Genomic DNA, 17,982 nt, shown 5'->3' with positions numbered 1-17,982 from the left:
TAAAACTGATTCGTTATCTTAAATAGATAAAACAGCGGTAACTGTGCATACATACAGTTACCGCTAAAACCTATCTAACCTATTTTTTAATAAACGCACTATAACCAGCTAATGCCTTTGATACACTAAGTGGTGGATTATCTGAATGCTCAGCACCTTCGTTTATAGCGCTTTGCCACGCAAGGTTATTATTAGGGTTTGCTTTTAAAGCAGACTCTAAATTATTAAACGCTTTTAACATTAACGGATGCTCTGCTCCACCCACCGAAAGATATAAATAAGTAGGCGCCTTAACTTTGTTAGCTTGAGTAGTTAAAAACGCTTCTACATTATTAACCACAGTCATGTCGTCATACCAAGCCGCTGGGCTAAATGCAAAGTAGCCATTAAACAGTTCAGGCCTTGTATGCAGTGTATAAAGTACAAAGCTACCACCTGCCGAAAAACCACTTAATACACGGTTATTACTAAGCTTATATTTTGCCGATAAATACGGGAATAACTCAGTTTCAATAAACGCTAAAAACTTGTCGGCTTCACCATTAGGCTCTATAAGTGTTTCGCCCTCTGGGCGCGCTTGTGTATTTACATCTTGGCGAGCATAAGGAGGCACTAAATCGCGATTACGTGTATCTGTAAAAAACAAATTAGGAATAGACACCAATATAGCCTTATCCCCTTTTTCGCTCTTAGCTTGTTTTGTAAGTGCTTTGTCCCATGTATCTAAATTAAAGTTACCATCGGTTTTAATAATTAACGAATACGCTTTTTTAGGATTGTAATTAGCGGGTAATCTTATAAACACTTTGCGCGACTCATTAAGCACGCTTGAGTTAATTGTTACGTCTGTATAGGCCGATACATAATGGTTGTAATAGCGTATGGCTAAAATACCGATAGCAAAAATGACTACGGCTAAACTTAAATTAATAAAATAGTGTTTTGTTATTTTTATTGCCATGCGGCATTCCTTCAAATGTTTAAGAGTTATTTAATCGAGCTTAACCCATTGTTTTATTTCAAGCGCGGTCATAATAAGCTCAACCGAAAACGCGGCTAAAATCATCCCCATCACACGCGTTAAAATAGACGCGCCGCCAGTACCAATAAGCTTAATTATTTTACCCGAAAGCAGCAACAGTATTAATGTAATACCCAACACACCAAGTGTAACAAGCGCTGTGCCTATTTGTGTGGTAATTGGGTGTATGTGGTTATCGGTAAGTAGTATCACCGCCAAAATAGCACCAGGGGTCGCAGTTGCTGGTATAGCTAGCGGAAACACTGCTATATCGTGATCGGGGTCTTGTTTAGCTTTGTTAGAATCATTTCCAAATATCATTTGCAGGCCAAACAAAAACAATATAATTCCGCCTCCTAACTGAAACGACACCAACCTAATTCCCATCGCATTAAGTATTAGCTGCCCAATCAATATAGAACCCAATAGTACGCAACCAGCATAGAGGACCGTTTTAAAGGCTGTTTTACGACGTTGTTGATCTGTTAAATGAGAAGTAAGCGCAGCAAACAGCGCCATAGTGCCTATGGGGTCAATGGTTGCCCAAATAACAAGCGCATCTTGAGATAGTTTTTCTAGCATATAAAATCCTTGTTAAGCGTAAATATTTAATAAAACACGGGTAACAAATTCATTTGCTTACGCTTAACTATAATAGAAAGCCGTTATTTTTTGTATTTTATTTACACTTGGAGGCGTTGACCTTTCAGGATTGAAAAAAGATAAGCACTTATAATTGCCGTCTTTCGTTAAAGTGATTTATGCCAAATAGAATTTTCTCTTAAGCTAAAACCTAACTTAATAAGTAAATTATGGGAACGTGCATTGTGTGCACTCACCTCAGCCGATAAATGTTTAAGCGCAATTTCCTTAAGTAGCGTTTCAATAAAACCGGTGACTACTTCAAGCATTACGCCTTTATCCCAAAAGTCGGGGTGCAGCTCAAATCCTATAAACGCACTACTTTTACACGGCGTTAAATTATAAAGCCCACAAGTACCCATTAACTTTCCAGATATATTATGTTCAATTGCAACTCTAATCACTTCGCCTTCGTAGTAGGCACTAATATCATCTTGTATTAATTGTTTGATTTGTGTTTTGCTGAGCGGTGTTTCGTAGTCGTTAAATTCTGACACATGCGGGTGGTTTAAAATATTAAATAAACACGCAGCGTGTTTGTGGGTAATTAAACGCAGCGTAACGCGTTCAAGCTTTGTGGTATTAAACATTTTATTTAAGTGGTTAGTTAAATTAGCTCTTTATGGGCAGGCATTATTAACTTACCATACCCCATTAACAAGCATTATCTTTAAAGCAAAAAGAGTAAGAGAACGTAATGAGTGACGATTTTCAAGTAATACAACCCACTACCACAGTATATTGCCCAAAGCGCGGCGAAGGCTGGACCTTAACAGGCATTACTAATATTAACGAGTTTACCTCAGTAATGTTTGACGGCACACGCTATACACTTCCAGCACGCGAAATAGTAGAAGAACTTCTTCCTAACCAATTAGCGCGTGAGCAAAATAGCTAACCAAACACATACACAATAAAAAGGCTGCAATTTTGCAGCCTAATATCTAATTAACGAGTTAAAATGCTTCGTCTTCACTGTAAACATTAACGTTTAACTCGTCCTCATCTTCAAATACTACAAACGAAATAGGCTTACAGCATACTTGGCAGTCTTCTATGTATTGCTCATCAATATCTGCTGCATCAAGTAATACTTCTATACTTTCTCCACAATAAGGGCAGTTTATTGATTTTTCAGTTAACTGGTTCATTTATCACCTGCTAATTTATATCTCGAATGTTGTCACTTTAATGAACAAGCCAGCATAATTCAATACCCCATTAAATAACGCTTATTTGGCTAAACTAATTAAACAATGCTACTAACTAAAAAGTGATCTAAATACCAGCTTTACGTTTATAAAACATCTTAAGCACATTGGTTTGCACCATATATAAGTTAGCCAGCTAAAACTATGCCTCTACAATGAAATAGTATTAGCATTTAGCGGGTCTAACTTCATAAGTATTTAAACTCACACTTCAGGTGGATAATTTTATGAAAAAATCACTCGCACTCGCATTAACATCTGCCGCAATATTGTTTAGCACATTTACTCATGCAGCTAAAACCGAAAAAGCCGTTTTAGCTGGAGGTTGTTTTTGGTGTATGGAAAGTGACTTTGAAAAGCTAGAAGGCGTAACCGATGTAATATCGGGCTTTACTGGCGGCAAACTTAAAAACCCGACATACAATGGTAATCATAAAGGCCATTACGAGGCGGTAGAAATTACTTACGACCCAGCCATAGTAAGCTATCAAGGTATACTTGATCATTACTGGGTAAATATTGATCCTTTTGATGCCAAAGGCCAGTTTTGCGATAAAGGCCCTAGTTACTTAAGCGCTATATTTGTTGAAAACGACGAACAACGTAAATTAGCTGAAAAAACAAAAGCAGCTGTTGTAGCCGAGTTTCCTAATCAAACTGTGGTTACACCTATACTAAACGCAAGTACCTTTTACCCTATTAAAGGGAGGGAAAGCTTTCACCAAGATTATTACAAAAACAACCCAATCCGATACAACACTTATCGTTGGCGTTGTGGTCGCGATAGCCGCCTAGAAGATATTTGGGGCGACAGAGCAACCCACTAGTATTTATTAAGCAACTTAAATTACACCAACAAAAGGCTGCGTATTGTGCAGCCTTTTATATATCTACAAAGCTAGCTTTCTCTGCTTCAAAAAGTATACAAACCTTCATTATCAATAAATAGTATATTCTGTTTCCTAAAGCAGGCTGTTTATCTACTAAATCAAATGCAATAAATTGCACTCCTAGATTGATATAAACCAAATTCAACAACTGGAGTTACACAAAATGTTTGCCAATCAATTACAGCTAGCGCGTGCTCTAGAGTTACCTACACGCCAAGCCATGCTTTACCGTGAACCAGCAGTACAACACTTTTGGAATAGTAACACCGACCTAATTACAAACGCCTGGAGCGAATGGGAAACAACATCAATAGATGGCTCAACGTTTACGCTTGACGATACACTACTTGATAAAAACCTACGCGAAGCAGTAAAGCAAGCATGGGAAGATCCATCAAAAGAGCTGGCCGTAAAAGCGTTATTACACGAAGTTGCGCCTGATGTATTTCAATTTCCATTTTTTGATCCAGAGCGCCTTGCCGTAATACGCGGGTATTTAGAACAAGTATGGAATTCGCAAATTCCTATGCGCCCACCATATGGCATAGTGTTAAATCGCCGTGGTGCCATGCTTGATAGCCGATCAGAAGGTTATTTAGCAGCGCCAAGCTTTCAAGCGTTTTATAACGAAATACTAAACACTTATATGCGCCCTATTTCGCGTATGCTGTTCCCTGAGGTTACGGGGTTTGATACACAAACGTTTGGTTTTTCTATTTATTATGAGCCAAACACAGATTCGTCAATTCGCCCACATACCGATGCATCGGCCGTAACGCTTAATATTAACTTAAACTTACCAGGTGAAGAGTTTACAGGGTCAGAAGTTGACTTTTATCACCCGTACACAGGCGACATTAAATCACTTACGTTTAAGCCCGGCACTGCCATGTTACATCGTGGCAATATTGCACACGCAGCAAAGCCTATTACCAGTGGTGAGCGAACTAATTTTGTTTTGTGGTTGTATGGAGAACGTGGGCGATTACCAGCACAAGGTGCACCACGCATTCCTATTAATGCTAAACAGCGCTGGATTAACCCTAAAAAGACGAACGACGGCTATGCACCATTTTAATCGAGTTATTAACTAAGTTTTTAACTAAGCTTTTAACTAAGCAAAAAGGCTGCTTAATTTAAGCAGCCTTTTCGTTAGTATCGTTTTAGTTTACGTTTAAAACTTATACGTTGCAGATAGCCTTACACTTCTGGGTGTGCCCGGTTGAACCCAGGCATCAGCAAATGAGTTAGTGTAATAAGTTTCATCAAACAGGTTATCTACCTCTGCACGCAAGCCAATTGCCTTAGTTACATCAATATCTATAAACGTACGCGCTGTTGTATAGCTTGGTAACTCAAAATCGGTACCAAAAAAGCCGTTTCGTGAGTCTACATAAACTAAACCTGCGCCAAATTTAATTGCTTTGCCATATAACTCGGCTGATTTAACAAGCTGTAAACTAAGTTGATGTTTAGGAATATTTAATAAAGAACTACCCGCTTCAACGGTATAGCCAAAGTTAGCATCAAAAAATGAGTTTTCAATAGTTGCATCAACATACGCATACGATAACCATAGGCTTACATCATCCGTTAGCTCACCGTTTATATCAATCTCTATGCCTTTGCTTTGTGCTTCGCCTATTGCAGCAAAAGTAAATGCAGTGGGATCGTCAACCACCAGCATGTTGTCTTGCTCTACTTTAAACATCGCGATAGTGCCAAATAAAGCGCCATCGTTTAAAGTAAATTTAACCCCTAACTCTGTTGAAGTAGATTGATTTGGTTCAAACCCATCGCCATTTGTATCAGTGCCTGATAAAGGCCTAAAGTTTTCGCCATAAGCGGCATAAAAAGATACAAACTCGCTCGCCTCATACACAACACCTAACTGGGGGCTAACACGTGACTCATTTTGTTTTGATTGTGTATCAGCTAAACGATTATTGAGTGTTTGTTGGTAGTCATCAAAACGTATACCAATACGTACATCAAGCTTATCGGTTAGGCTTATTTGGTCTTGTATAAATACACCTAACGACTCTTGCACTTCTAACTTATCGGTATTGGCCGTTGGCGTAGGTAACTCATACGCTCCATATACAGGATTAAAAACATTTATATACTGATCGCCACGTACACGAAGAACAAATTGATCATTTTCGAACTTATCAGAATCAACCCCAATTATTAAACGGTGATCCAACCCTGCAACCTCTAAATTACCTGTCACTTCGGCTCTAAATACCTGATATTTTGCATTGTAATCACGGTAGCGCCTAAAGCGATTTACTTCGCCATCAATCACGCCATCAAAACCAGTTTCGGTAGCAAACCCTTCAAGCGAGGTATCACGGTAGTTAGCGCCCAGCAATACGCTCCAATTATCATTAAAGTCATGAATAAACTCTAATTGATGGCCAAGTACGTCAGCCTCTATTGGGCCATCACCTGGCTCACCTAAAAAGCGGCTCTGTGGTATTAAACCAAGTTCGCCATCTATGGCTAATACGCCTCTATCAAAAGGGACCTCTTGGTCGCTGTATTCAAGCTCATATATTAGCTGGCTATTATCATTAATATTCCACGTTATTGATGGGCTAAAGCCTTGTTTAGTTGTTTCTATCGTATCGCGAAAGCTTTTCGCGTCTTCATAAAAACCAACCAGTCTAATTGCTACATCGTCGTTAAGGGGCGTTGTGTAATCTACATCAGCACGGTAGGTATCAAAACTGCCTACGCTTAGCTTGAGCTCGCCACTTGTATCAAACGTTGGGCGTTTGGTAACTAAATTTACTGTACCACCAGGCTCTCCACGGCCAAATAAAGCCGCGCGTGGGCCTTTTAAAACCTCAACCGACTCAATACCCGACAAATCACGCGAGCCACCAAAACCACGCCCGGCATTAAACCCATTTACAAGGTAATTACTTGGTAAGTTTTCATCGCCTACAAAACCACGTAGTGCAAAGCTATTCCAAAGCCCACCAAAGTTATTTTGACGCGCTACCGATGCCGATAAATCAAGTGCTTGGTTTAAATCTATCGCACCTGCGTTTTCAAGGGCTTCTAAATCTATTGTCAGTTCTGATTGCGGTGTTTCTAACGCACTAAATTTACCTTGATACGCTTGGCGCGAGCCGATTACAGCCAATCTTTCTATAGGGCTATTATTTGCGTTGTCATCTTTTTGGTTTTGCTCAACTGCCATAGCATGGCTGCTAAATAAACTGACTAAGCATGCGCTTAAATAGGTTAGCTTTAGCCCTTTATTATTGGTATTCATTATAAACCTTGTTAATTAGTTAACTGATAAATTTTCTTTTAGCTTAACGCCTGTAACTTCAGGCTCATCCATTTCATTAAGCATTGTTTTTTTAAAGCTAGGCATATTCTTAAGCGCCGCTTTTGGTGGGTTACCCTTTATAAAGAGCCAAGGGTAGTAAAACTCCCTTAAACTTTTATGAAATCCTCGCATACGGTATTCGTATCTAAATGCAGCTAAAGCATCAGTGCTCGCCAATCGGGTAAAACTGCGTTGTAGCAATAGTGGTGGTGAAAACCACGATACAATTCCCGCTAATTGATACTTTGTATGCGCTGCATCACGATACGCATGTGAAAGTTCACCTGCTTTTTCGTCTCCAACTTGCTGAAATGCGTAATACCATTTCCACTCAAACTCGCTTTGCATATCAACGTGATCTTTCCACTGTGGATTTGATGTAACAAAAGCATCCATTGTGGTTTTCTTTGGTAAGTCCCATGCATCGTTAACGGCCTCTCTTTGAGTAAGCACAATGTCGCCGCCCTTTGGTGAGTGAACCGTTTTGTTTATAACTAAATCGCCTAAAATAGGAATAATAAAGGCAACTAACACCCAAAAACCGATTAATGTTGAAGCAACACGCGGCGCACTGTTGGCATTTTTTCCCCACCACACACTAAGCAAAGTCCAAAACGCAATGTAAATTACACATATAAAAGTAACAAACCCCACATCAGCAAGGGCCGAATGACTAAGCAATGTACCTACATAAAATGGCAACATTAAACACACTATTACTGCTATTAACCTTACAGCTATACGTGCCCCCCATAATGCAAAGTACGACTTAGCCGTAGTCACTAATAAGTCATGCCTGGCGCTTGTTCGCTCATTAGCAAATAAATCATGAAATAGTAAAATAACTATCAGCGGTGCTAATGCACTAATTACAAATACAAAATCAATTTTACCTGCCTGCGCTAGCTCTGCGTTTTGTGAATCGCTCTCGTAAATTTGTCCCTCTAGGGCAAGTAAGTTCAGCCGATGTTTCCAAGGATAAATATCGCGCTCGCCTAAAGCAGCAAACGCTAAATTTGAAGGTGCTGAATACGTTAAATGAAAGCTGTAATAGGCAAGCGAACCAGCATCACTGTATTTATTTTGTACGTTAGCTAATTCAATTAAGTCAGCTGTTTTTAAACGCTCAATAGTATGTTGTTGCAGGCTTACTTCACTAAGGCCGCTAAAAACTGCAAACCCCGATACAGCAAATGTACATGCCAGTAATATCACTAAATATTTTTGGCGAAGTAAAAAACGCCATTCACGAATTAGCTGTGAAAATACATAACTCATAACAAACGCTTCCCTACAAATTTAATACCGCCTAACAGCACTGCAATCCAAATAAATAACTGTAAAAATGCAGGAATACTTCGCTGCGCTCTCACTTGTGCGTTATCTACATTAAAAGTAAAGTTTTGTAGTACTTGCCAATTTTGTGCACTTACACGAGCTTGCTTAGTCGCTTCGGTACTGGCATTACGGTTCATATCGTCTTGGTAGCTAAGCTTTTCTACATGAACTTTGTTAAGCCCTTGCACAAAGTCAAAACGAAGCTGTTCGGTTTCACGTAAAAAGCGGTGATGAGTTTCAATACTCGTTCCTACCACTATCATCGATAACGACCGAATAGCCACCATAGGTGAAACCCAACCAAAATAACGAGATACCTTCGTTTGTTTAAGCTCAGCTTGCATACGTTGCTGGGCAAATTTGTTTAGTACGTTAGTCAATTTTGCTTCAGATTCGCTGGCTACTAATCCTCTAAAATTAACGGGTAGCTCATATATACTTTTAACGTTGTACTTTTTAAGAAGTGATTGTTTAAATTGCATAAAGGCAGGATCGTTTGCGTTATGGCCGTCGCCTAATTTTCTAAGTTGTGCTTTTACAGCAAAGTCTGTTTCTATTTTACCGGCAGATGGCACAGCCGTTGAGGCACTGGTACTTGCTACGCGTGGCATAACAATACACAGTAAAATCCACACAAAGGCAAGTGCGGTAAAGCTACCACTGTTTTTACTAAACACGCTCGATGCCAGTAAAATCAGTAATACCCACACAGTTAAATATAAAGCGTAGCCAACAACAAAACTTACAACTGCCAGTAAGCTTTCGCCCGCAGCAACCGTAAATAAAGCCGATACCGTAAGTGGAGTTAAAATTAAGCCCACAACAGAAAGTAGCGCCAATCCTTTGCCTGCAATTAGCGTTACACCCGATGTACCTTGCGATAACAAATACGAAAGCGTTTGCGATTCGCGCTCTCGGCTAATACCGCTGTAGCCAATTAATATTAATAATAAAGGTGCGAGTGTTTGCACAATAAATGCAGGCGTTAAACTGCCTAATTTAGTTAATGCAGTCCCTTGGCGACTATCTGCAAACATTGCGCTGTTTTGTCTGTGCCCTTCTAAAAATATAGAGTTGCCTGTGTAAGCGTCAATACCAGGGTCTAGCGTGCTAAGTGGCGAAGGCGTTCTAAACGCATAATGCCCGTAATGCACCATTCTGTGTGGATGGCGGTCGGGTTGATCAACAAAGCTTTTATCGCTTGTTGTTTGTAACTCATGGCGAGTATGGCTTAGCTCCATCATAGTTATAGCCGTTACAATGACCGAAGCAAGCGTGAGCACCAAACCTATAGCAAGCACGGTCATTGCTAGTTTTGAGCGAAGCCAATAACGCCACTCATCTTTGGCAACAATCACCACCTTTGAAAAGTTATTTATACTCATTAAGCACCTCTTTTAGCGTGATGCCCAAACGCAGCGTGTACTTGCTCGGTATCAATACGCCCACTTTGTGGCGCATCAAACTCTCCCACCAGCTCACCGTTTTTAAGTAAACCAATTCGATTAGCGACTTGGCAGGCACCGTATACATCGTGGGTAACCATTAAAATAGTCGCACCAGTTAATGCAAGCTCACGTACAAGTTGATTAAATTCATCAATAGCAACAGGATCAAGACCAGAGGTTGGCTCATCAAGTAAAAAAATGGGTGCTTCACGCAGTATCGCAAGTGCAATTGCTGTTTTTTGCCTCATGCCTTTTGAATAAGTTTGCATGTGGCGGTCCCACGCATCGTGTTGCAGTGCAACACGATTAAAAGCCGCGTTAATTTGCTCAACCGATTTTGTAATATCAGCGAGTGATAAAAAATATTCAACATTTTCACGAGCAGTTAAATGCGGATATAACGTAGCCGACTCTGGCAAATACGCTGTTTTACCTCGCACAAAATCAAGCGCTTTACTCACCTCTTTACCCGCTACTTTTACAGAGCCTTTGGTTGGTTTATTAAACCCAAGTAACGTTTTTAACGTGGTTGATTTACCCGCACCATTACCACCAAGTAGCGCATAAACCTCACCAGCAGCCACACTAAAGCTTAAGTTTTTTAAAATAGCGTTATTTTTAATACTAAAATTTAAAGAACTCACTTCAATCATCGCATCACTCAGGATGGCGTCTGCATTGCTAAGTTGTTTATCAAAAGTTTTAGGGGCAATTGTTGGTGTTTTATTAATCGCGGTAGGTGCTGTCACACTCAAACTCTATTTAGGGAAATTATATGGCGTGAATGTTATACTATATCAAATGACAATTGCAACAATATAACATCCCAATAGTTAACAAATAAGATAATTATGGTTACTTAGTTAATAAATTATTACTTTAGGAGGTAAAAATTAAAGCAACTTTAATAACCCCTTTTATGAGGAATTTAGGATGGTGTTATGTGTATTTATTTGCGATTTAACGTAAATTAAAAACCAAGTATAAAGAGTGTAATTTTTTTAGCTTTGCCATGCTAACGCCTTTGGTAAAATCTTATGTTGAGTAAGTTGGTAATTTTAAAAAATGTGCTATCTTTTTATTATCCATATCATAAAAATAAGCGCTAACATGTTGTTCCGAGGTACAATTGCCATAGCTATATTGGTAATTTCTGCTGCTAATAAAAGCGATGCAAATGAAGTAGACGTGCAATTTAGTGGTTTTGCATCCTTAACACTCAGTTACACTGACGATTCAGATATCGCCTTTGCATCTAATTATTTAAACGAAAACGATACAGGCTTTTCAGCAACGCGTGATTCAATTTTAGGTGGGCAAGCTAATATCTCACTCTCAAAAAATTGGGACTCTGTGGTTCAAGTAGTAGTACAAGATCATAGCTTCAAAAGTCTTGATAACTTTTTAGAACTCGCTTTTATTCGTTATCGCCCCTCGCGCCACTGGGCTATTCGTGCTGGCAGGCTAAACAGCGACCTTTACTTACTCTCCGAATATCCTTATGTAGGATACGCCTATTTGTGGATCCGCCCTCCTCATGAATACTACTCTTTTGCAAACATTGCAGGAAATTACGACGGTGTGGATATTGAATACAGTAAAGCCATTGATGAAGGTTTTTTACGTTTAAAGCTCGCATATGGAAGCTCTACAGCAAAGTTAAAAGCCTATAATGATGACTTTTTTATTGATTTTGATAATTTAACCACCTTTAGTGCCACCTATTCTCTAGATGCATGGACCGCACGTTTCTCTTTATCTAAATCAGATTTTGGAGGCTATAAGTTAACCTCATTGGATGAGTTTTTAGCCTTACTAGACGCAGTACCACAAAGTATATGGCCACAAGCACAAACGATATCTAACAAATTTAATACCAAAGGCCACAGTATAGAATACGCGGCGTTTGGACTAACCTACGATCATAATAATTGGCTTATTCAATCTGAAGTAGGTATTTCGGAATCCGATTGGATAATAGCTCCATCAGTACTCAATACTTATATTAGCGCTGGTTATAGGGTAAACAATGCAATATTTTACACGAGCTTTTCAGCAGCAAAAAATCGTCACGATGTTATACAAGTAAACGAACCTGTTTTTTCACCAGGCATACCCGATCAAATTTCAGAGCCAATACAACAGCTAGCACTTGCAACACAAGCTGCTATTAAGGTGCCTTATGTTCATCAGCATTCAATTAATATAGGTGTAAAATGGCAACTGTCGGAGCGATTAGCGCTAAAAGCTCAACTAGACCGCTTTGATATAAAGCCCGAAGGCGCGGGTTTATGGAGTCTTAGTAATCCTGCCGATGTAGACAAAGGCCACAAAGTACATATGCTAAGTTTGAACGCTAGTATGGTGTTTTAACAATGATGAGCTATCGTAACTCACTCCTTTATGTGTTGCTGCCGCTATGCCTGCTCCTTGTTAGTGTTAATGCAAAATCTACAGAATTTGTAGTAGTGGTAAATAAAAACAATACAATTAATGCTTTATCTAAACGCGAAGTTATTGATATTTATATGGGTCGCTATTTAACGTTTCCTGATGGTGAAACCTCTAAGCCACTTGATTTACCGGCGCAATCAACATTAAAAAATGATTTTTACCTGCAACTGGTCAATAAAAATGAGCAAAAAATTAATGCTTATTGGGCAAGGTTATTATTTTCAGGGCGCGCAAAGCCCCCATCACCGTCAACATCCGTTGAAGATGCATTAAACAAAATAGCTGCATCACAATTTGCAATTGGTTATATTCCTCAATCGCAAGTTACAGACGCAGTAAAAGTGGTATACACATTTGATAAAAATTAGCCAAGCACTCTACGTACGCGTTGCTCTATCAATCGCAATTGTCGCCATTGTAGTCACATTAGTATCGTCAACACTTTCTTATTACTCGAGTCTTAAAGAAAAGAAAAACACCAATTACCTACTCGTGCAGCAGTTAGCACAAACAATGGGAAAAACAGCCGCCATAGCAGCCTACCTAAACGATCGTGAATTAAGCCAAGAAATTATTAATGGCTTGCTAAGTAACGACTTAGTGCAAGGTGCAAGCTTAGAAGGAGAAGTAAACCCAAAAGGAGAAATGGATTTATTTATTGCAAGTGGCTCTACTAACAAGAAAAAAGAAGCTGTTTTAATTAAATTAGTTCACCCCTTTATAGAAGACACTTTTATAGGTGTACTGGCCATATACCCCGACGATAACTTTATTGAACAACAAGCACAGTCATCACTTATAAAAGAATTTATTTTAATGCTGATTCAATCAATCGTCATCGCTTTTTTTGTGTCACTAGTAGTACGCAAATGGCTTACTCAGCCTATTCAAAATTTAACAAATAGCTTTGCAACAATTGATCCTACCAATCCCGAAACCATGACAATGCTAGAGTTTAAGCAGGGTAAGCGAGACGAAATAAGCAGGCTAACACAAGGTATAAACGCCTTAATGCATGAGTTAAAGCTAACCATTAGTAATGAGCAATCTCTTCGTAAAAAAACTCAAGAACTAGAAGCTAAATTTAGACTTATTTTTGAACAAGCCAGCGCCGGTATTTGTTTATTAGATGACAAAAATATTATCACCACCTTTAACCCTGCGTTTAAACATTACTTTACCGTACCCGGCGAAGAAGAATTATCAACCTTGCACTTTCCTGCTCTGTTAAATAACGTTGATGAATTACAAAGCCTGCTTGCGGATATTCGTTGTGATAAAAACCCACCACAAGCGACTCTAGATATAGAGTGCAAAGTGGGCCATAAAACCATTTGGTTGCACTGCTTATTTGTTAGATTAACAGAGCAACGTGAAACAAAGCGAAGCGTTCAACAAGAACACTTAGTTGAAGTAATTTTACATGATGTAACTGAGCGCGCCGAACGCGAATTTCAAACCCGCTTTGAAGCCGATCACGACCCACTTACTGACCTACTTAATCGCCGAGCCGGTGAAAAACGCCTTAAAAAAGCGCTGCGCGAGTGCATTAAACACAATCAGCACCTAGTACTAATGATGATTGATTTAGATAAGTTTAAACCCATTAACGACACCTACGGCCACGAAGCCGGTGATAAAGTACTTATTGAAATAGCACACCGATTTAAAAAGCACTTTAACCAAGAAACCGACATATGCATCCGCCTAGGCGGTGACGAGTTTATAGTTGCAAGGCAGGTTAATACCTACAACAAAGCAGCCACGCGTGATCAATCAATCGCTTTGCTAAATGAGCTACAACAAGACATTTATATTTCACAAAATAAAACATGCACCGTGGGTGCAAGCATTGGTATTGCAGTCGGCCCTAATGATGGTGAAGAGCTACTCGAATTAATGATCAATGGTGACAAAATGCTCTACCACGTAAAAGAAACAGGCCGAGGGCAAATTGCATTTTATGACGAGTTTAAAAAGTAAGATGGTTAATTGAGCTCTTTCAACGCAGTTAGCACTAAAAATGGCTACTAGAGAGTGATTTATAAGCAGAGCCAAGGTTATTTAAGCCCAATTTTTAAAGAACATTGAACAATAAACTTTTCAATTGTTAGAATGCCCCCCTATTTTCCTATCAAGAGATACAATGGCAAACTTCAATACTCATCTTAATACTGCCGTAATCATCACAGGCTTAGCCTCAGCCACCTTATTATCTGCAGGACATATTGAATTAAAGGGCGCACTCTGGTTATGGTTTTTAGGCTCAATCGGCGGCTTATTACCAGATATAGATTCAGATAACTCAACATCACTCGATACTATTTTTAACTTATTTGCACTCAGCGCTGTATTACTGGTACTGCATTACATAACCACCGAGCTCATTATTGAAATTAGCTTTATTGAGTTAATAGTAGTGCCATTATTGGTGTACGGGTTTATGAAATATATTATTAGACCAATTTTTGAATGGATCACAGTACACAGAGGTAGTTGCCACTCTTTACTATTTATACTGCTATGCGCGTTATTAACGACTCAAGTAACATGGAAACTGAATGACCAATCAATCACACAAGCAGCTGTCTTTGCCTGGTTAACGGGTGGGTTTATTTTATTAGGCGGATTAATTCATTTATTGCTGGATGAAATTTACAGTGTAGATTTAAGTAATGTCAGAATTAAACGCTCTTTTGGCACCGCTTTAAAAATAGCTGACTTTGATAATAAGTTAATTACGCTAGCTTCAATTATTGCCATTGCAGGTTTAATCTATGTTGCGCCCCCTACAGAACAAACTATCACAGCGTTAAGTGATTGGTCTCACTTTATATTTCTATCTTAACAAAGTAGGTTTTAAGCCTTTTTACAGCATTGCCTGACTACAATAAGTGGCTTTTACAAAGTCACTTATGTCCATTGCTAGAATACGTGTAAAATGCCCTCTTAGTAATCTAAAAGTTAATTCACAAAGAGGGTGTGAGACCCTGCGCTTTTAGAGGCATAAATGGCTTGAGTCAAAGCGACTTTGACGATTTAAGTTTTAATTAAAATCCGTAGCTTGAGCCTATTTGTTATTAATTATTACTTTTGTAGGTTTGAGTGAAATAATTAAATAGCTTTACCTGTCTTCTACCCAAGTATGAGAGCTATTACAGCTTTTAAAAACATTAAATATAAAATTATAAGAGGTACATAATGGAATTTACGAATAAACGCACCATGCTAATTACGGCATCTTTATTGTTGGTATTAGCGTTAACACAGGCTGTTTTTACTGCCCTTTACAGTGCAGAAATTAGTTTTTCAAGGCAGTATGCATGGGGACTAGAAGCCGTGGTTTTCACTCTACTTGTTGCCTTTGCGGGTTCTGCTATGGTGCAAGCACAAAACTCTCAGCTAGGATGGTCGGCTATAACATTTAGCGCAATTCTTAACATAGTGCAGGTAAGCATTGGCCTTACTTTGTTTTCTACATTTGGAAAAGTAGCGGGTGCCGTAGAAGGCGCACAACCTTTAATTGGTGGCGTGGTTTATTTGTCATTCATGATTTACTACGCAGCTAAATTATTATTGGGATTAGCAGCTCTTGTTTTTGGCCTGTCTTTTATCGCTAAAGGTGGCAAAGCGATTGGAGGGCTTACTGCCTTAGCAGGTGTGGTTGCTATGTTTGCCAATGCTATATTAATCATCTTTGGCCGTGATGGATTTATGCCATCAGGTGTTGCTGGTGCTTCAGGCATGATTGCAACGTTACTTTTAGCAATATGTTTAATTAGTCTTAACCGTAAAGCAGATTAAGGTTTAATGCCTTTTTAGTAAGGTAGTTACTTAAATAAGTTATAAACATCGGCGTATATTAGAATGCTAATTCGCCGATGTTTTACGTTTAGAGCATTGCCCTATTACAATAAGTAGCTTTTTCAAAGTCGCTTATATTCATAGCTATATTCGGTATATCAGGAAACAAATCCACCAGCTTGGTTACTATTTGCTTTGAAAGGTTCGCTTTCTGCTCAGTTGTACGCCCTTGCTGTAGTGGCATAGTTAATTTGGTCACCCATTAAGAAAGAAATGTTATGCTAATAAGCATACAAATTTGGGTGAAAAAATGACGAAATTAAAACGCGCAACGTATTCTGCGGCAATCAAATTAGAAACCGCACAGCTTGTAGTTGACCAAGGCTACACGCAAGAAGATGCAGCTAAGGCTATGGGAGTTGGTAAATCAACTGTAAGTAAGTGGGTCACGACTAAACTAGACAGCCACTTTAATTGAACAAACAAAACTATACCAAAAAATTCGCTCTTCAAGTTCAAAATTTATCTTTTATGAGTGGGTCACTTTATTTCATCCGTTAAATAAGTAATTAGCCCTATTAAAGCTAAATTACACGCATGAAAATAACAGCATAATGCAGTTGTGATTTATTACTGAATAGTTTTACTGAGTAGCTTAAGTTTTATGCGAGTAGCTTTTCGCAATTGCTAATATTTGATCGCCGTTTACGCTTTAAATTTTCACAGTAACTTGCTTGTGAAGTGGGTCTGCCTACTGCACCATGAAATACGCGCGTAAATTGCGTAGTCAGTTTTAGCCAGTTCTCTGGGGATATATTAAGCCTTTCTAACAAAGGAAGGTTCATATTATCAATATGCCCACGCTTATCCTCTCGTATTATTCGCCCTGTTAGCTCAACAAGTTCAAGGTACGATTTAAGCTCAAACGGCAGCCCTTTGGGCATAATCTGACGAGGCAGACCAGCAAAACGTAGTAACTGTTTTGGTTGTTTACCTTCTGCTGCGCATGTTAAACGCTTTTGTACACTGGTATGGTCTGACTCTTCTGGTGTGTTAGCCATTTTTGCTCTAATGGGATTTAAATCAACATAGGCCATACAGGCCGCAAGTGCTGCTTCATCTAGTAATGCCTGCGATTTGAATCGGCCCTCCCAGAACCTACCAGTGCAGTTATCTTCTTTATTTGCTCTGCGCGCAATGTCTTCATTTAAGAGCCGCATAAACCAGCTGATACTTGATAAGCGTTCGCGGTATTGTTTAACCGTTTGGTTGAAAAAGATGAGCTCAACTTTACTTAACTTTTCACCTTGTACATATTTCTGCGTTAACACTGTGCCTTTACACAGTTTATGCCAGCGAATAACAATCGCTTTATCATTCAGTCTGTTTGCTTGATTATCATCTACATACAGGACTAAGTGAGTGTGATTACTCATAACAGCATAAGCACACACATCAATACAAAATACCTTTGCTAATTCAAGCAGCTTATCTTCAACCCACCCTCGTCGATGCTCGTAAGATTGACCAGTAAAACGGTCTTCTCCACATAAAAATGCACGACGAACACAGCGTGAAATACAGTGATAGTATTTTGTATCAACCAAACTTATTTGACGCTTTCTTGCAATTGCCATAAGACACCCTGCTCATTTTTTGCACTAACTAAAACGTAGTCCTAAATTTTCAAAAGAGCAAAATTTAGGATGGGTGATGAGATGGACGCTCCCCAAAACGGCGTCAATGCGCCAAACTGGTAATTGAACTCACTCAGTTAAAAGGGAACGTCCGTCATGAAAATTAGCACATTATCAATTGATTTGGCAAA

The 17,982-nt window shown here is 39.0% G+C and carries 17 protein-coding genes and 1 pseudogene; 9 read left to right on the top strand and 9 right to left on the bottom strand.

Going from position 1 to position 17,982, the window contains the following annotated elements:
* Positions 1-79: 79 nt before the first annotated feature.
* From I6E82_RS18245 to I6E82_RS18235, 3 genes are all read right to left on the bottom strand, one after another.
* On the bottom strand, positions 80-961 hold the full coding sequence (locus I6E82_RS18245; protein WP_197118434.1) for an alpha/beta hydrolase: 882 nt from the start codon (positions 959-961) through the stop codon (positions 80-82).
* Between the two features lie 30 nt (positions 962-991).
* Positions 992-1,603 carry a MarC family protein gene (locus tag I6E82_RS18240; protein ID WP_024593948.1) on the bottom strand — a complete coding sequence of 204 codons (612 nt, stop codon included), beginning with the start codon at positions 1,601-1,603 and terminating at the stop codon, positions 992-994.
* A gap of 167 nt (positions 1,604-1,770) precedes the next feature.
* Complete coding sequence (locus I6E82_RS18235; protein WP_197118433.1) at positions 1,771-2,253, bottom strand: GNAT family N-acetyltransferase; 483 nt, start codon at positions 2,251-2,253, stop codon at positions 1,771-1,773.
* Between the two features lie 107 nt (positions 2,254-2,360).
* Here I6E82_RS18235 and I6E82_RS18230 point away from each other — a divergent pair, with 107 nt between their 5' ends.
* Entirely contained in the window at positions 2,361-2,561 is a 201-nt protein-coding gene (locus I6E82_RS18230; protein WP_007586727.1) for a hypothetical protein, read from the top strand.
* A 58-nt stretch (positions 2,562-2,619) separates the two neighbouring features.
* On the opposite strand, the gene I6E82_RS18225 is transcribed toward I6E82_RS18230, so the two are convergent.
* Positions 2,620-2,814, bottom strand: a complete 195-nt coding sequence (locus I6E82_RS18225; protein ID WP_197118432.1) for a CPXCG motif-containing cysteine-rich protein — start codon at positions 2,812-2,814, stop codon at positions 2,620-2,622.
* 287 nt (positions 2,815-3,101) lie between these two features.
* On the opposite strand from I6E82_RS18225, the gene msrA reads away from it, so the two are divergent.
* Together msrA and I6E82_RS18215 are read left to right on the top strand one after the other, a co-directional pair.
* Positions 3,102-3,701, top strand: a complete 600-nt coding sequence (gene msrA, locus I6E82_RS18220; RefSeq protein WP_169043665.1) for a peptide-methionine (S)-S-oxide reductase MsrA — start codon at positions 3,102-3,104, stop codon at positions 3,699-3,701.
* 226 nt (positions 3,702-3,927) lie between these two features.
* The gene (locus tag I6E82_RS18215) at positions 3,928-4,842 is read left to right on the top strand and encodes a 2OG-Fe(II) oxygenase family protein (protein ID WP_197118431.1); all 915 of its coding nucleotides are present in this window, start codon (positions 3,928-3,930) and stop codon (positions 4,840-4,842) included.
* Positions 4,843-4,938: 96 nt separating this feature from the next.
* On the opposite strand, the gene I6E82_RS18210 is transcribed toward I6E82_RS18215, so the two are convergent.
* Genes I6E82_RS18210 through I6E82_RS18195 form a run of 4 tightly spaced genes read right to left on the bottom strand, consistent with a single transcriptional unit; the run spans position 4,939 to position 10,549 of the window.
* Entirely contained in the window at positions 4,939-7,050 is a 2,112-nt protein-coding gene (locus tag I6E82_RS18210; protein ID WP_197118430.1) for a TonB-dependent siderophore receptor, read from the bottom strand.
* Between the two features lie 15 nt (positions 7,051-7,065).
* Positions 7,066-8,388: a DUF3526 domain-containing protein gene (locus I6E82_RS18205; protein ID WP_197118429.1), complete on the bottom strand. Its 1,323-nt coding sequence runs from the start codon at positions 8,386-8,388 to the stop codon at positions 7,066-7,068.
* On the bottom strand, positions 8,385-9,833 hold the full coding sequence (locus tag I6E82_RS18200; protein WP_197118428.1) for an ABC transporter permease: 1,449 nt from the start codon (positions 9,831-9,833) through the stop codon (positions 8,385-8,387). Before I6E82_RS18200 ends, I6E82_RS18205 begins: the two co-directional genes overlap by 4 nt.
* Positions 9,833-10,549: an ABC transporter ATP-binding protein gene (locus I6E82_RS18195; RefSeq protein WP_231616956.1), complete on the bottom strand. Its 717-nt coding sequence runs from the start codon at positions 10,547-10,549 to the stop codon at positions 9,833-9,835. Before I6E82_RS18195 ends, I6E82_RS18200 begins: the two co-directional genes overlap by 1 nt.
* Before the next feature lie 457 nt (positions 10,550-11,006).
* On the opposite strand from I6E82_RS18195, the gene I6E82_RS18190 reads away from it, so the two are divergent.
* The 6 genes and pseudogenes from I6E82_RS18190 to I6E82_RS18165 all read left to right on the top strand — a co-directional run.
* Positions 11,007-12,269, top strand: coding sequence for a hypothetical protein (locus tag I6E82_RS18190; RefSeq protein ID WP_197118426.1), 1,263 nt, complete (start codon positions 11,007-11,009; stop codon positions 12,267-12,269).
* Positions 12,270-12,271: 2 nt separating this feature from the next.
* Positions 12,272-12,718, top strand: coding sequence for a hypothetical protein (locus tag I6E82_RS18185; RefSeq protein WP_024593760.1), 447 nt, complete (start codon positions 12,272-12,274; stop codon positions 12,716-12,718).
* Positions 12,705-14,333: a sensor domain-containing diguanylate cyclase gene (locus I6E82_RS18180; RefSeq protein ID WP_197118425.1), complete on the top strand. Its 1,629-nt coding sequence runs from the start codon at positions 12,705-12,707 to the stop codon at positions 14,331-14,333. The genes I6E82_RS18185 and I6E82_RS18180 overlap by 14 nt, the downstream gene beginning before the upstream one ends.
* Positions 14,334-14,496: 163 nt before the next feature.
* Positions 14,497-15,198 carry a metal-dependent hydrolase gene (locus I6E82_RS18175; protein WP_197118424.1) on the top strand — a complete coding sequence of 234 codons (702 nt, stop codon included), beginning with the start codon at positions 14,497-14,499 and terminating at the stop codon, positions 15,196-15,198.
* A gap of 353 nt (positions 15,199-15,551) precedes the next feature.
* Positions 15,552-16,154: a thiamine biosynthesis protein ThiC gene (locus I6E82_RS18170; RefSeq protein WP_197118423.1), complete on the top strand. Its 603-nt coding sequence runs from the start codon at positions 15,552-15,554 to the stop codon at positions 16,152-16,154.
* Between the two features lie 310 nt (positions 16,155-16,464).
* A pseudogene (locus I6E82_RS18165) lies at positions 16,465-16,602 on the top strand (transposase); the annotation flags it as partial.
* Positions 16,603-16,816: 214 nt separating this feature from the next.
* Here I6E82_RS18165 and I6E82_RS18160 read toward each other — a convergent pair.
* Positions 16,817-17,791: a transposase gene (locus I6E82_RS18160; protein ID WP_197118422.1), complete on the bottom strand. Its 975-nt coding sequence runs from the start codon at positions 17,789-17,791 to the stop codon at positions 16,817-16,819.
* Between the last annotated feature and the right edge of the window lie 191 nt (positions 17,792-17,982).

The organism is Pseudoalteromonas sp. NZS11 (assembly GCF_015864765.1).
Lineage (GTDB): Bacteria > Pseudomonadota > Gammaproteobacteria > Enterobacterales > Alteromonadaceae > Pseudoalteromonas > Pseudoalteromonas arctica.
This window is presented reverse-complemented; position numbering and strand designations above follow the sequence as displayed.